At 69.4% G+C, this 15,596-nt stretch carries 8 protein-coding genes and 1 pseudogene; all 9 read left to right on the top strand.

What is annotated here, in order from left to right; translation table 11 throughout:
• The first annotated feature begins 24 nt into the window (after nucleotides 1–24).
• Entirely contained in the window at nucleotides 25–432 is a 408-nt protein-coding gene (locus tag ACH4SP_RS32590) for a YciI family protein (RefSeq protein WP_398420234.1), read from the top strand.
• Nucleotides 429–1,642, top strand: a pseudogene (locus tag ACH4SP_RS32585) (RNA polymerase sigma factor). The gene ACH4SP_RS32590 and the pseudogene ACH4SP_RS32585 overlap by 4 nt, the downstream one beginning before the upstream one ends.
• A 552-nt stretch (nucleotides 1,643–2,194) precedes the next feature.
• A complete protein-coding gene (locus ACH4SP_RS32580; RefSeq protein ID WP_398420322.1) occupies nucleotides 2,195–2,791 on the top strand; it encodes an ATP-dependent Clp protease proteolytic subunit in 597 nt (198 codons plus the stop codon).
• Nucleotides 2,792–2,855: 64 nt separating this feature from the next.
• Complete coding sequence (locus ACH4SP_RS32575) at nucleotides 2,856–3,515, top strand: ATP-dependent Clp protease proteolytic subunit (RefSeq protein WP_398420232.1); 660 nt, start codon at nucleotides 2,856–2,858, stop codon at nucleotides 3,513–3,515.
• A 394-nt stretch (nucleotides 3,516–3,909) separates the two neighbouring features.
• A complete protein-coding gene (locus ACH4SP_RS32570) occupies nucleotides 3,910–4,965 on the top strand; it encodes a methyltransferase (RefSeq protein ID WP_398420230.1) in 1,056 nt (351 codons plus the stop codon).
• A 217-nt stretch (nucleotides 4,966–5,182) separates the two neighbouring features.
• Entirely contained in the window at nucleotides 5,183–5,911 is a 729-nt protein-coding gene (locus ACH4SP_RS32565) for an SDR family NAD(P)-dependent oxidoreductase (RefSeq protein ID WP_398420228.1), read from the top strand.
• A 77-nt stretch (nucleotides 5,912–5,988) separates the two neighbouring features.
• The gene (locus ACH4SP_RS32560; RefSeq protein ID WP_398420226.1) at nucleotides 5,989–7,134 is read left to right on the top strand and encodes an SIS domain-containing protein; all 1,146 of its coding nucleotides are present in this window, start codon (nucleotides 5,989–5,991) and stop codon (nucleotides 7,132–7,134) included.
• 54 nt (nucleotides 7,135–7,188) lie between these two features.
• Nucleotides 7,189–14,412, top strand: a complete 7,224-nt coding sequence (locus tag ACH4SP_RS32555) for an amino acid adenylation domain-containing protein (protein WP_398420224.1) — start codon at nucleotides 7,189–7,191, stop codon at nucleotides 14,410–14,412.
• Complete coding sequence (locus tag ACH4SP_RS32550; protein ID WP_398420222.1) at nucleotides 14,409–15,587, top strand: FAD-dependent monooxygenase; 1,179 nt, start codon at nucleotides 14,409–14,411, stop codon at nucleotides 15,585–15,587. Before ACH4SP_RS32555 ends, ACH4SP_RS32550 begins: the two co-directional genes overlap by 4 nt.
• Nucleotides 15,588–15,596 lie beyond the last annotated feature (9 nt).

Raw genomic sequence — 15,596 nt, 5'->3', positions numbered from 1 at the left:
CCGCATCTCACCAAGGAGAGCATCATGGCCAAGTACCTGCTGCTGAAGCACTACCGCGGCGCTCCGGCACCGGTGAACGACGCGCCGATGGACCAGTGGGAGCCCGAGGAGGTCTCGGCCCACATGCAGTACATGCGCGATTTCGCCGCTCGGCTCGAAGGCACCGGCGAGTTCGTCGACGCTCAGGCGCTCTCCCCTCAGGGCACGTTCGTCCGCTACGACGGCGAGGGGCGGCCGCCGGTCACCGACGGCCCGTTCGCGGAGACCAAGGACCTGATCGCCGGCTGGATGGTGATCGACGTCGAGACCTACGAGCGCGCGCTCGAACTGGCCGGCGAGCTGTCCGCGGCCCCGGGCGCGGGTGGGAAGCCGATCCACGAGTGGCTCGAAGTGCGCCCGTTCTACGGCGAGCAGCCCACGGCCACCGGGTGAACGAGTCGCTGCTCCGGGAGCTGGTGCCCTCGGTGATCGGTGTCCTCGTCCGCCGCGGAGCGGACTTCGCGGCGGCCGAGGACGCCGTGCAGGACGCCCTGGTCGAGGCCGTGCGCGGGCGGCCGGACGACCCCTCCGCCGGCTCTTCGGACAGCGGGCAATCCGTGCGGGACCCCAAGGGCTGGCTGATCACGGTGGCCTGGCGCAAGTACCTCGACGCCGTCCGCGCCGACACCTCCCGGCGGCGGCGGGAGGAGCTGGTCGAGGCCGAGCCGGTGCCGGGCCCCGGCGAGGCGGGGGACGACACGCTGCAGCTGTACTTTCTGTGCGCGCACCCGTCCCTGACACCGGCCTCGGCCGTCGCGCTCACGCTGCGCGCGGTCGGTGGTCTCACCACGCGGCAGATCGCGCAGGCCTACCTCGTGCCGGAGGCGACCATGGCAATGGGGTATCCCCTGCTCGAGCGAAGCCGAGAGCTTGGGGAAGGATCAGCAGGGCCAAGCGGACCGTCTCCGGCGTCCGGTTCGACAGGACCGGCAACGTCGCCACGGTGCTGCGCGTGCTCTACCTGGTCTTCAACGAGGGCTACTCCGGCGACGTCGACCTCGCCGCCGAGGCGATCCGGCTCACCCGCCGGCTGGCGGCAAGGACCGACCACGAGGAGGTCGCGGGCCTGCTCGCGCTCATGCTGCTGCACCACGCGCGGCGCCCGGCACGGACCGGCCCCGACGGCAGGCTCGTGCCGCTCGCCGAGCAGGACCGCGGCCGGTGGAACACCCGGCTGATCGCCGAGGGCGTCGAGGTACTCCAGGCCGCCCTGGCCCGCGACCGGCTGGGCGATTTCCAGGCCCAGGCGGCCATCGCCGCGCTCCACGCCGACGCCCGTACGGCCGAGGAGACCGACTGGGTGCAGATCGTCGAGTGGTACGACGAGCTGGTGCGCCTCACCGACAGCCCGGTGGCCCGCCTCAACCGGGCCGTCGCGGTGGGCGAGGCCGACGGGCCACGGGCAGGTCTTGCCGCCCTGGCGGTGCTCGACCCCGCCCTGCCGCGGTACGCCGCCGTCGCGGCGTACCTGCACGAGCGCGACGGCGATCCGGTGACCGCGGCACGGCTCTACGCCCAGGCCGCCGGGTCGGCGCCCAACATCCCCGAGCGCGACCACCTCGTGCGACAGGCCGCCCGGCTCAATGCGCGGCTGCGCGGTTGACCGGCCAGGCCCGCCGGCGGGCCCACTGCACCGGCCCTCCCGCATTCCGAACACATCGAGCAGATCGAGCAGACCGAGTAGACCGAGCAGATCAAGCAGATCGAGCGCGCCGAATTTCTCCTCGGTCCGCCCGGAGCCGCCCGTACTTCCGGATCCCGCTCGCACTGCCATCTCCGGTGCCGGGAGCGCCACTTCGCACCTGGCCGGATTCAAGCGCCCATTGCTTCCCTTTGCGCCGATTCTTTGCGGACGCCTTTGGAGTGCGGCCACCCTCTTGACCGTCGCCGTCCTTCAATACCGCCCAATTTCAAGCCACTTGACCGCCGCTTGACCGTCGCTCGCACTCTCCGCTCTCAGCGAACGGCTTCGTGGCCCCCACCGGTCTGCGTGTTAGCTTCGCCATGCATGAGGTCAGGAGTGAACTCTCCTGAATCTCCGCCTGGTTGGACACCGGCTGAACGGACGGAGTCCGGGCCCTCCAGGGGGCCGCGCAAGGACAGAGGAGTAAATCGCATGACCCCTCGACAGTTACCTCTCGAAGCAGGGCAGATGATGCCCTACGCCCGTGGTGCCGGTGACGCCGGCGGCGTGGACGCGGTCTACAACCGCCTTCTCGACGACCGCATCATCTTCCTCGGCAAGGAAGTCGACGACGACATCGCCAACCGCATTACCGCGCAGATGCTGATGCTCGCCACCGACCCGACCCGTGACATTTACCTGTACATCCACTCACCGGGCGGTTCGGTCACCGCGGGCATGGCGGTCTACGACACCATGCAATACATCAAGAACGATGTCGTGACCATTGCGATGGGATTCTGTGCCTCCATGGGCCAGTTCCTCCTCACCGCCGGTACACCGGGCAAGCGCTTCGCACTGCCGCACACCAAGATCCTGATGCACCAGCCCTCGGCGGGCTTCGCCGGCTCGGCCTCGGACATCAAGATCTACGTGGACCAACTGGTGCGCACCAAGCGGGAGATGGCCGAGCTCATCGGGCAGCACTCCGGCCAGGACACCGAGACGATCACCCGTGACTCCGACCGGGACCGCTGGTTCACCGCCCAGGAGGCCAAGGAGTACGGCCTGATCGACGAGGTCATGACGTCGACGGCGGATCACCCGGGCCTGGGCGCGGCGGCCTAGTCCTCCTCCCGACGGACCAGTACACCTATCCACCCCGGGAGGACCACACACAGTGAGCACGCGCATGCCCACCTCAGCATCGTCCCCGTTCGGCTCCGGCAACCTGCTGCCGGAAAGCCGTTATGTCGTCCCGCGCTTCGTGGAACGCACGTCGCAGGGCACCAGGGAGTACGACCCCTACGCGAAGCTCTTCGAGGAACGCGTGATCTTCCTCGGCCAGGAGCTCGACGAGGTCGTGGCGAACGACATCATGGCCCAACTGCTGTGCCTGGAGTCCCAGGACCCCGACCGGGACATCTCCATGTACATCAACTCGCCCGGCGGCGGCCTCACCGCGCTCACCGCGGTGTACGACACCATGCAGTTCGTACGCCCCGACATCCAGACGGTCTGTCTGGGGCAGGCCAGTTCGGTGGCCGCCGTGATCCTGGCGGCCGGCACCCCCGGCAAGCGGCTGGCCCTGCCGGGCGCCCGGGTCCTCCTCCAGCAGCCGCACAGTCCCGGCACCCAGGGCCAGATCTCCGACCTGGAGATCCAGGGCCGTGAGGTGCAGCGCCAGCGGGAACTGATCGAGGGGTTCCTCGCCAAGCACACCGGGCGGGACGTCTCGCAGATCCATGCGGACGTCGAGCGGGACCACGTCCTCACCGCCGACCAGGCCCTGGAGTTCGGGATCGTCGACCAGGTGGTGGCCCCTCGCTCCACCGCACACGTACGCGGATGACCGATACCGGGATCCGGGACTCGACGCGGGTGGTCGAGGCCTAGAAGGTCTGCGGAAATCCTGGGGTCCGGCCCCGGCCCTGTGGGGCCGGGGCCGGACCCATGGGCATGCGAAAAAGCGGGAACCTCTGTCGAACAGACCGTTTTCGGCCTTGTAGTCGAACGGGCTTCCGGTCGCCTCCGGTGCTCCGGCGGCCCCAAGTGACCGGATGTCGAGGGGGCCACCACACGATTCGCGCCATCGACGGAGCCTCTGTGGCCTGAGAGGCCTTGTGTGACCCACGAGTTTGTTGTTGCCTCTTGGTGCATAGAGACCCACCCAGGTTGGCTGGACTTCACCACAACTCGGCCGATGGTGCACACCTGAGGCCCGCAACACCGCGAAGGGGATCAGCATGACCAAACCGTCGGCGACCGCCATGGACGAGCTGTGGAAACTGGTGTACGGCAGCTTCCGGTTCCCGTTCCTGCATGCCGCGTTACGCCTGAAGTTATTCACGCTGCTCAAGGAACAGCCGGGCAGCACCCTCGACGAGATCACCGCTGAGCTGGGGCTGGAGAAGCGCGCGGGACACGTACTCCTGCTGGGGTGCAGCACGTTCGAGCTCGTACGCAAGGAAGGCGACGGGTATCACAACTCCGCCGCGACCGATCTCCTGGCGGGCGATCCGGACGCCTTCATGCCCGTCATCATCCGCTACACCCACGAGATGCTGTACCGGCCGATGGGCTGGCTCTACGAATCGCTGGTGGAGAACGACAACCTGGGGCTGCACCGCGAGCTGCTCGCCGGGTCGTCGGCGACCACGCTCTACGAACTCCTCGGCGAGGACAAGAACCTCGAAAAGGTCTTCACCGCCATGATGGAGCACCAGAGCCGCTCGGTGGTCGAGGACTTCGTCAACGCCGTGGACTTCTCGTCGTACCAGCACATCCTGGACGTCGGCGGCGGCACCGGCACCAACGCCATCGGCTTCGCCCGGCGTTGGCCCGATCTCCAGGCGACGATCCTCGAACTGCCCAACGTGGCGAAGATGGCGAACGACCAGATCGCCGAGGCCGGTCTGTCCGAGCGGGTCCGCGCGGTCGGCACCGACATCATGCAGGACGAGTTCCCCACGTCCTCCCACGACTGCGTCGTGTTCTCCCGCTTCCTCGAAATCTGGTCCCCCGAGCAGGTCCGCTCCCTCTTCGCGAAGACCTACCGGGCGTTGAAGCCGGGCGGTCACCTGGTGATCGTCGCCTGCGCCCAGGACGACGACGAGACCGGCCCCGCCCACGCCGCGTTCATGTCGGCGTACGTCCACACCATCGCCTCGCCCGAAGGCCGCGTGTACACACCGCGGGAATTCGAGCAGTGGTACACCGAAGCGGGCTTCGAGCCGATGGACCGCCAGCACCCCGGGCGGTTCGACGTCATCCTCCGCGCCCGCAAGCCCGAGGCCGGCTGACCCTGCCCACCCGGCAGGCACCGGCGGGAACCGCTCCTTGACGATCCGCAGGCAGGTACGGAACCTGCCTGCGGACCGACCCGTGTGCGCGGTCGTCGCCGACCGCCGGGGACGGGCTTCGATTCCACGGTGAACCGGCCGCCTCCACGGCATGCCCTGCCGCTGCCGCAGGACGATTCTTGGACGAAACGGAACTTGAGTGAAATCACCTGACAAGTTGGCCATTGTTACCGGCGGCACCAAGGGCATCGGGCTCGCATTCAGCCACCGGCTCACCCGGATGGGATATCGGGTGGTCGCGACGTTCCGCAGTGACGAGGAGTCCGCGAACCGGGCCCTGCAGGAGATAAAGAAGGGCCTTTCGGTCGTCCGGTCGGACGTGTCGGACCCCGACGACGTGGCACAGCTGGCCGAACTCGTGCGCACCGGACACGGAATTCCGCAGGTGCTGGTCAACAATGCCGGACTGAACATCGACCGGCCGGTGCTCGAAATCTCCGACTCGGACTGGCGCCGTGTACTGGACACCAATCTCTCGGGGCCCTTCTACATGACCCGGGCTTTCGCTCCGCACATGTTGGAGGCCGGTGGCGGCTCCATCGTCAACATCGCTTCGACCACCGCGATACGCCCCCGGCTGAACGGCGCAAATTACTGTTCGAGCAAAGCGGGCCTGCTCCACCTGACCAAATGTCTGGCCATGGAACTCGCGCCGAGCATCCGGGTGAACTGCCTCATCCCGGGAATGATCGACACGGAAGAGATGCGGACCCGCTACCGGCTGGCCGAGCCCGAATACCTGACCGCACTGCTGGACGAGATTCCGCAGGGCAGGATCGGCGCCACCGACGAGATGGCGAACGCATTGGAATTCCTGGTGGGCGAGGGTGCCGCCTACGTCACGGGCCAGAAGCTCATTGTGGACGGCGGCCAGTTCATGTGGTGAGGGATTCGGCAGTCTCCTGAAGATCATGAATCACCGCCCGCTGACATCACCAGTCATTGACGAGGAGAGAAAAGTCCATGCGATCACGCCTTGAGCGCTATCAGGAATTCCTGGAGCAGGAGTACCGCACCGGCTTCACGAAGTCGGACGAGTACGACATATCCGGGATCTCGGAAGATCTCGTGAAACAAATGTGGGACGGCCGGTTCACCCGCATCGTGTTCAGCGGCATGGGCTGCTCGGCCATCGTGTCGGACGTGATCAAGGTCTTCTTCAACTCGATCAGGAGCGACCTCGAAGTACATGTCTTCAACGACTACGACTTCGAGTACCTGATCCCGCGCTCGGTGATCGAGGACGAGCGGACGCTCATCATCCTGAGTTCGTACAGCGGTCACTCCAACGAGCCGGTCCGGGCCTTCCACGCGCTGCGCCCGATGCACGACCGGGTGCTGCTGCTCACCTCCGGCGGCCGGCTCGGCGAGCTGGGCGAGGAGCACGGGGTGTCCATCGCACGCTGGACCCTGAGCAGGCCGGACCGTGAGTACCCGCTGTTCCACGTCGGTCAGTACTTCTCGATTCTGGTCGACATGTTCCTGAAGCTCGGGCTCCTCGAAACGGATCACGGCCCGGAGGTCCGTGCCCTGGCCAAGACGCTGGAGACCGACTTCACGCCTTCTCTGCGGGAGTTGGCGGCCGATGCCGCCGCCCGGAGCGAGAACGCCAACATCATCATGCTCGGCTCGCCGAAGTGGCACGAGAGCCTGCTGAAGCTCGCCAAGATGCACTTCAACGAGATCGCCATGGTGCCCGCGACGCGGAACTACTTCCACGAGTTCTGCCACAGCGAGGTGGCCACGCTTTCCGATCCCGAGCGCCGGCACAGCATTCTCATCTTCTCCGACCCGGAGGAGGACGACTACACCCGGGCCAAGCGCAGGAACCTGGTGTCGTTGCTGACCGCGCCGATCCCGCAGAACGCGAACGTCACGGTGACCGAGATCGAACTCGACCAACCGACCTTCATGCGCCAGTACTTCACCGCGCTGGAATTCGTCCAGTACCTGACCCTGGATCTCGGCAGGGCGCGGGAGACGCAGTCGCGCAATCTCATCTCCGAGGCGGCCGGAAACCCCTGGTACCACGGCAGCACGATCGACGCGGAGAACACAGCGAACACGGCGAACACCGAGAACACGGAGAACACCGAAAGCGCTCGCTGAAGAAGTTGCACGGCTCGGACATCGAAGGCAACAGGCGAGGAAAATGGAGCGATCGTGAATCTCCGGGGGCGCAACTCACTCACGGCCTATCAGCAGGACATCTGGGCGGCGAATTCCCTCTTCCCGGATCTCCCGCAGTTCAACTGCTTCATCACCGACCGGTTCACCGGTGAGGTCGACGTCGACCTGCTCAAGGAGTGCCTGCGCCGTGCGGCCGACCGCAACGACGCGTTCCGGCTCCGGATCGACCCCGAGGACGGAACCCCGAGCCAGTGGGCCGAGCACGAGCCGTTCGACATCCCGACGGTCGACCTCTCCGCGGCTGCCGCGCCGCGTGCGGCCTGTGAGACCTGGATCAAGGACGCGTTCGACGTCCCGTTCGAGGTGGAGCGCCGCCGGTTGTTCACGATCGCGGTCCTCAAGGAGCGCGAGGACGTCGTCCACGCCTACGTCAAGGTGCATCACATCGTCGCCGACGCCTGGGGCCTGAACCTGTTCATGTCCCAGGTCCGCGCCGAGTACGACCAGGTGCGGCGGACCGGGAAGTACGACGACCGGCCCGTGCCGTCGTACCTGGACTTCGCCGAGGAGGAGCGCAGCTACCGGGGTTCGGACGACCACGAGCGGGACCGTGAGTTCTTCCAGGAGCAGTTACGGGGCGTCGCTCCGGCCTTCTTCCGCCGCGCCGCACCGGCCGGCACCCGGCGGAGCGCCCGGCACAGCTTCCTGATCGAGCGCGCTCTCATCGAGCGCATACGTGACCGCGGGCATTCGGTCTTCGCGTTCGTCGCCAGTGCCTTCGCCGTCTACCTCTCCCGGATCCACGGCAGCGACGAGGTCGTTCTGGGCATCCCGCTGCTGAACCGGCCCACCGCGGGACAGAAGGAGACCGTCGGCCACTTCGCCAACACCCTGCCGCTGCGGGTGACTGCGGCCCCGGAGCGCACGATGACCGAACTGGTCACCGGGGTGCAGGCCGCGACCCGGGCGCTCAAACCCCACGAGCGGTTCTCCGTGGGAGACCTGCTGCGCTCGGTGCCGCTCCAAGGCAGCGGCCCCAAGCGGCTGTTCGACACCACCATCGCCTATCTGCGCTGGCCGAGCCCGCTCGACGTACAGGGCGTGGCGTACGAAACCGTCGTGCAGGCCCGCGCCCACGACGACGACGTACTGGCGGTCGTCGTCAACGAGCTGGACGACGTCAGCGACGTCCTGGTCGACATGGACCACGCCCTCGACGTCTTCGACGCGGACTTCCCCATCGAGTCGGTGGCCACCCACATCGAGGCGATCCTCCGGGGCACCCTCGACCGGGCGGACCGCCCGCTGTCGGAGGTCCCCATGGTCGGTGCCGCCGAGCGTGCCGCTCTGATCGCGACGGGCACAGGCCCGGTGACCGAGTACTCCCACGACACCACGGTCCATGCGCTCTTCGAACGGCAGGCGGCCAGGACACCCGACCGGTTGGCCGTCGTCGCGGACGATCCCGCCGATGCGCTCACCTTCGCGCAGCTGGACGCCTGGGCGAACCATGTCGCGCACGAGTTGCGCGGCGACGGCGTGGCCGTCGGCGACCGGGTGGCCGTGCTGGCCGAGCGCGGCCCGCAACTGGTCGCCGCCGTCCTGGGGGTGCTCAAGGCCGGTGGCGCGTACGTACCGGTCGACCCGAGCCATCCCGCCGAGCGGGTCGGGTTCCTGCTGGCCGACAGCGGGACGAAGTCCGTGCTGCTGGGCACTACCGTGTCCGCTGCCCTGATCGGCGACGCCGTGCCCGTGCGGCACCTGACGGCCGCCCCGCTCGCCGCGTCCGCGCCGCCCGTGCCCGTCGGCGGCCCGCACGATCTCGCCTACGTCATCTACACCTCGGGGTCCACGGGGCAGCCCAAGGGTGTGCAGGTCGAGCACCGTTCCGTGGTGAACCGGCTGGAGTGGATGCAGCGCGGCTATCCGGTCGGCGTCGGGGACGTGCTGCTCCAGAAGACACCGGCGACCTTCGACGTCTCGGTGTGGGAGCTGTTCTGGTGGGCGATCACCGGTGCCGGAGTCGCGCTGCTCCCGCCCCGGGGCGAGCGGGATCCGGGGGCCGTCCTCAAGACCGTCAAGGCGCACGGGGTGAGTGTGGCCCACTTCGTGCCCTCGATGCTCGGCCCCTTCCTCGACCTGCTCGAAGAGACTCCGGCGCTGCTGGACGACCTGGCGTCCCTGCGTCTGGTGTTCTGCAGCGGTGAGGCGCTGACGCCCGCCCAGGTGAACCGGTTCAACCAGGTCTTCGCGGCGGCCGGCGCCGCTGCGCCACGGCTGGTCAACCTCTACGGCCCGACCGAGGGCACGGTCGACGTCACGTACTACGACTGCCCGGCGGACCCGGCCGACGAGGTGCGACGGGTGCCGATCGGGCGGCCGATCGACAACATCCGGCTGTACGTGGTCGGGGCGCACGGCGATCTCCAGCCCGCCGGGGTGCCCGGTGAGCTGTGCATCGCGGGCGCGGGCGTGGCCCGCGGCTATCTGGACCGGCCCGAGCTGGACGCGGCGGTGTTCGTGGCCGACCCGTTCACGCCCGGCGGGCGGCTGTACCGGACCGGGGACCGGGCGCGCTGGCTCGCGGACGGCACCCTCGAATACCTGGGCCGGCTGGACGACCAGGTCAAGATCCGCGGAAACCGGGTGGAGCTCGGCGAGGTGCGGGGCCGCCTGACGGCCTTCCCCGGCGTCCGGGACGCGGTCGTCGTGGACCGGAGCACACCGGCCCACGGAGTCCACCTGGTGGGCTACTACGTCGCGGACGAGGACGTGCGGCCGGCCGACCTCAGGGCCCGACTCCTGGACTCACTCCCGGAGTTCATGGTCCCGTCCTTCTTCGTACGGATCGACCGGATCCCGCTCACCGCCAACGGCAAGACCGACCGCCGCGCGCTGCCCGCTCCCGCCGTGGAGACGGAGGCCAGGCCCGCGGCACCGGCCAACGAGATCGAGGCGAAGATCGCGGCGGCCTGGGCGGCCGTACTCGAAACCGACCGGGTCGGCGTCGACCAGGACTACTACTCCCTGGGCGGCGACTCGATCCTGATGCTCCGCATCCAGGCCGAGGCACGCCGCGCGGGCGTCCACTTCACCCTGGCCGACATGGTCCGCAACCCCACCGTGGCGACGCTCGCCACCACCGCGACCACCTCGTCACCGGACGCACAGGATGCCCCGCTGGAGCCGTTCGCGCTGGTGTCGGGCGTCGACCGCGCACGCCTGACCGGTCTGGCGGACGCCTACCCGGCGACCCGGCTGCACCTCGGCCTGCTCTACCACAGCCGGGAACACGAGCGGACGGCCGTCTACCACGACGTCTTCCGCTACTCCCTCACCACGGTCTGGAACGAAGAGGCACTGCGCCGCGCCTTCGACGACCTGGTCCTGCGCCACCCCGTCCTGCGCTCCGCGTTCGACCTCGGCGGCTACTCCGAACCCCTGCAGCTCGTCCACCGGGAGGCCGACGGCGGACTGCAGATCGCGGATCTGCGCGACCTCGGCGAGGAGGCGGCGCAGGCCGAGATCGACCGGCACGTCGAGGAGCGGCGCTACCACGAGTACCGGCTGGACCGGCCGCCGCTCTACCTCTTCCGCGCGCATGTCCTGAACAACGACACCGTGGAGCTGGTGTTCAGCTTCCACCACGCGATCCTGGACGGCTGGAGCGTGGCCACCCTCGTCCGCGAACTGCTCCAGGACTACCTCCACCACGCCGGCAGTCCTGTCGAAGCCGTCCCGTCCGGACAACTGCCGTCCCCCGCCCTCTACGTGCGCGAGGAACGGCGGGCCCTCGCCTCCGACCTCAGCAGGCGCTACTGGCAACGGCTGCTCACCGGCGCCGAACTGGTCCAGATCGACGGACTGCGACCCTACGAGCCCGCGGGCGACGAGGGCATCGTCGTCCACCGGGTGGAACTGCCGGACGGCCTCGACACCACGCTGCGCCACCTGGCGCGCGCCCACAGCCTGCCCGTCAAGTCCCTGCTGCTCGCGGCGCACTGCCTGACCCTGCGGCTGTTCTCCGACACACAGGACATCACCACCGGCCTGGTCACCGGCGGACGGCCGGAGGAGGCCGACGCCGAACGGATCACCGGACTCTTCCTGGAGACACTGCCACTGCGCCTCGACACCCGGCCGCGCAGCTGGATCGGCGCGGCGCGCGAGGTCTACCAGCAGGAACAGGACAGCCACCCGCACCGGCGCTACCCGCTCAGCGCGATCCAGGAGGACCGCGGCGGCGACGTCGTCTTCGAGACGGCCTTCAACTACGTCCACCCGCACGTCCTCAGCTCGCTCTTCGAGAACACCGACATGGCGCTGACCGACTTCAGGACCTGGGAGGAGACGAACTTCAAACTCCTGGTCAACGCGGTCGTCGACCCGGTCGACGAACGCCTCTGGCTGCGCATGGACTGCGACGGACGCACCTTCTCCCGGTCCCAGGTGGAGAGCATCGGTCAGACCTACGTCGCCGTCCTGCGGCAGATGACCGAACACCCCGACACGGACGCCGACTTCGCCTTCCTGCGCGATCCTCGGGCCGAAGCGGCACTGCGGGCCGACTCCGCCCCCGTCGGGGACGCTCCCCTGAACGTCATCCGGCGGATCGAGGAGCACGTCGCACGCACTCCCGACGCGGTGGCCGTCTCCTGCGGCTCGCGGCAGTGGACGTACGCCCAGCTCGACGAGGCCGCGAACCGGATGGCCCGCGGTCTGATCGAGGCCGGAGCCCGGCCGGGTTCGACCGTCGGCATCGCCATGGACCGCTCTCCCGAGACGCTCGCCACCGTCCTGGGCGTCGGGAAGGCAGGCTCCACCTGCGTCCCGCTCGACGTCAGCTATCCCCCGGCCAGGCTCGCGGCGATGGTCGCCCAGGCCGACCCGCTGCGGATCCTCACGGACCGGGCGCACGCGCACCTCTTCGAGGACTCCTCCCGGCTGTTGTACGTCGCCGACCTGCTCGCCGCAGAGCCGGCGCCCGGGGGTCAGCCGGAGCTGCCGGACATCACCGGCGAGACCGTCGCCTACCTGCTGTTCACCTCCGGGTCCAGCGGCGAGCCCAAGGGCGTCGAACTCCCGCACCGGGTGCTCGCCAACTACATGGAGTGGCAGATCCCCTCGGCCAGCGGCGCGGCGGGCGGCAGGACCCTTCAGTTCGCACCGCTCAGCTTCGACGTGGCGTTCCAGGAGATCTACTCCACCCTGTGCGGCGGCGGCACCCTCCAGCTGCTCGCCGAGGACGAGCGACGCGACATGCCCGCGCTGCTGCGGCTCCTGGACCGCGAGGAGGTGGAGCGGGTCTTCATGCCGTGTGTCGCGCTCCAGCAGCTCGCGGAGACCTCCCAGGCGCTGGGCATCCGGCCGCGCGCGCTGCGGGTCGTGATCTCCTCCGGCGAGCAGCTGCGGATCACCGACGAGATCCGGCGGTTCTGCGCCGCACTGCCCGGCACCGTACTGGAGAACCAGTACGGACCGACCGAAACGCATCTGCTGACCCACCACACGATGACCGGCGACCCGGCCGGCTTCCCCGACCTGCCGCCCATCGGCGTCCCGGTCGACGGGATCGGGATCCACCTGCTCGACGGGCTGATGCGGCCGGTGCCGCCGGGCGCGAAGGGCGAGGTCTACGTCGGCGGGGTGTGCCTGGCCCACGGTTACCGCAACCGGCCCGACCTGACCGAGCAGCGCTTCGTACCGCATCCCTCCGGCGAGCCGGGCGCCCGCCTCTACCGCACCGGCGACCTGGCCAGGGTCATGCCCGACGGCAACCTCGTCTGGCTCGGCCGTGCCGACTCCCAGGTGAAGGTGCGCGGCTTCCGGGTCGAGCTCGCCGAGGTGGAGATCGCGATCGCCAAGCTCGCCGAGGAGCTGCCCGGCATCCGGGAGGCCGCGGTGGTGGCCCGGCGCAGGGAGGGCGCCGACGCGTTCCTCGCCGCGTTCCTCGTCGGAGACGCGGCGGCCGTGGACCTGGACGAGGTGCGGACCCGGCTGCGCGCGGTGCTGCCGGACTACATGATGCCCGCGCACCTGGAGTGGCTGCCTGGCCTGCCGCTGACGCCCAGCGGCAAGCGGGACGACGCCCTGCTGCGCCGCATGCCGCTCGCCGCGCCGACGGCGGACGCCACCCCGCCGGGCGACGCGTACGAGAGGGCGCTGGTGGACATCCTCGCGGAGCTGCTGGAACTGCCCACGGTGGGCGTGCGGGACAATTTCTTCGACATCGGCGGCACCTCACTGACCGCGATGCGGCTGGTGATGACGATCGAGAAGCGCTACGGCGTCAGCGTCCCGCTCTCCGCGTTCGTCGCCGCCCCGAACGTGGCCGGGCTCGCGCAGCGGTTGCGGGCCGGGGAGTCGGCGGCGGAGTTCGACCCCGTCGTACCGATCCGCACCGGGGGCGGCAAGCCGCCGCTGTTCCTGGTCCACCCGCTCGGCGGCCATGTGCTGTGCTACGTACGCCTCGCCCGCCACCTCCCCGAGGACCAGCCGGTGTACGCGCTCCAGGCCGCCGGGACCGCCCCCGGCACGGAGCCGCTCAGCTCCGTCCCCGAACTGGCCGACAGCTATCTGAAGGCGATGCGCCGGGCGTGCCCGGAGGGCCCGTACGTGATCGGCGGCTGGTCGTTCGGCGGCTTCGTCGCCTTTGAGATGGCGCGTCAGCTGCGGAGCACCGACCCGGGAGCCCTCCGGGGCACCGTGCTGATCGACCCGATCGCCGTCAAGCAGGGCGAACGCCCCGACGTCGCCGACCACTCGCTCCTTGAGTGGTTCTTCTGGGAGCTGCTGTGGATGGAGCGCGGCGGCACCGCACCGGTGGTCCCGCTGCCGGAAGGCCTGGACGACGAGGCGAAGTTCGACTTCATCGTCGGACACGCCACACAGGCGGGCGTCCTGCCCGCGGGCAGCTCACGCACCACCGTGCGCCGCCTGTTCCGGATGTTCAAGGCGCACTGGCAGGCGATCCTCACCTACCGGCCGGAACCTGCCGACGGGGACCTGGTCCTGCTCCGCGCCACCTCGGAACTGCCGGAGATCCTCCAGCCGATGCACGGAGCCGCGCAGAGCCTGCACGAGGACCCCACCAACGGCTGGGGCGACCTGACCACAGGACGGCTCCAGGTGGTCGACGTCCCCGGCGACCACCTGGTCCTCCTGGAGGAACCGCACGTGAACGACGTCGCCCGAACATTCGTCGAAGCGATGGCCGACCACCTCGACCGGCGGCCGACCGACAGGAGCGGAAAATGACGCAGCACTCCCCGCGCAAGGCCCTCGTCATCGGGGCAGGGATCGGCGGGCTCGCGGCCGCGGCCACACTCCGCAGGGCCGGTGTCGAGGTCCAGGTCTTCGAGCAGGCTCCCGAGCTGCGCCCCGGGACCACGGCGGTCTCCCTGATGTCCAACGCGATCCTGGCGCTGCGCACCCTGGACATCGACATCGCCCCGGGCCTGGCCAAGCGCGGTGAGATGTTCGACGAGCTGAAGTTCCTCACCAGGCGCGGCCGGACGATCAGGGCGCTGCCGTTCCGTGACCTCGCGGACCGGCTGGGCGCGTCGAACTACGCCGTCCACCGGGCCGACCTCCAGCAGACGCTCCTGGACGCGCTCGGAGACGACTCCGTCATCGAACTGAACGCCGCGGCAAAGGAGTTCGTCTCCGGCGACGACGGGGTCGAGGTGACCTTCGAGGACGGCCGGAAGGCCTCGGGCGACGTCCTGATCGGCGCGGACGGCTTCAACTCCGTGGTGCGCCGCCAGGTGGCCACGGTCGACGACGAGCCGCGGCCGGGCAACTACATGTGCTGGCTGGCGACGGTGCCCTTCAGCCATCCCCGGCTGACCAAGGGCTACGCCGCGCACTACTGGGGGCGTGGCCAGCGCTTCGGCCTGGCCGACATCGGCCACGGCCGCGCGTACTGGTGGGCGACGAAGAACGTCCCCGACTGGGTCACCGGGAAGCCGCGGCTCGGCAAGGAGAAGGTCGCCGGTCTCTTCGCCGGCTGGGCCGACGAGGTGCGGGAGGCGATCCGGGTCACCCCCGAGGAGACGATCGTCAGCATCACCGCCCAGGACCGCCCGTACCTCCAGCGGTGGGGCACCGGGCGCACGACCCTGCTCGGCGACGCGGCGCACCCGATGCTGGTGAGCCTCGGCCAGGGCGCGGCGCTCGCCATCGAGGACGCCGTCGTCCTCGCCCAGCACCTGAAAGCGACAGCGGACCCGGTCGCGGCGCTGCGCGGTTACGAGGACGAGCGCAGGCCGCGTACCGAGGCGCTGGTCGCCACGGCCCGCGCGCTCAGCGAGACCGAGCAGTTCGAGGGCCCGCTCGACTCCCGGCTGCGCGACCTCTACTTCCGGTTCGCGCCCCTGGCCAAGCTCACCGGCCAGAACGAAGCAGTCCTCACCTGGCCCCCGCAGGGATGACCGCGCGCC

This window comes from Streptomyces sp. NPDC021093 (genome assembly GCF_044333135.1).
GTDB lineage: Bacteria > Actinomycetota > Actinomycetes > Streptomycetales > Streptomycetaceae > Streptomyces.
The sequence above is the reverse complement of the archived record's forward strand: the minus strand, read 5'-3'. Positions and strand labels throughout refer to the sequence as shown.

Coding starts and splice junctions, on each gene's coding strand:
- ACH4SP_RS32590 (WP_398420234.1), top strand. CDS start 25: ATGGCCAAGTACCTGCTGCTGAAGCACTACCGCGGCGCTCCGGCACCG.
- ACH4SP_RS32550 (WP_398420222.1), top strand. CDS start 14,409: ATGACGCAGCACTCCCCGCGCAAGGCCCTCGTCATCGGGGCAGGGATC.
- ACH4SP_RS32560 (WP_398420226.1), top strand. CDS start 5,989: ATGCGATCACGCCTTGAGCGCTATCAGGAATTCCTGGAGCAGGAGTAC.
- ACH4SP_RS32570 (WP_398420230.1), top strand. CDS start 3,910: ATGACCAAACCGTCGGCGACCGCCATGGACGAGCTGTGGAAACTGGTG.
- ACH4SP_RS32575 (WP_398420232.1), top strand. CDS start 2,856: ATGCCCACCTCAGCATCGTCCCCGTTCGGCTCCGGCAACCTGCTGCCG.
- ACH4SP_RS32580 (WP_398420322.1), top strand. CDS start 2,195: ATGCCCTACGCCCGTGGTGCCGGTGACGCCGGCGGCGTGGACGCGGTC.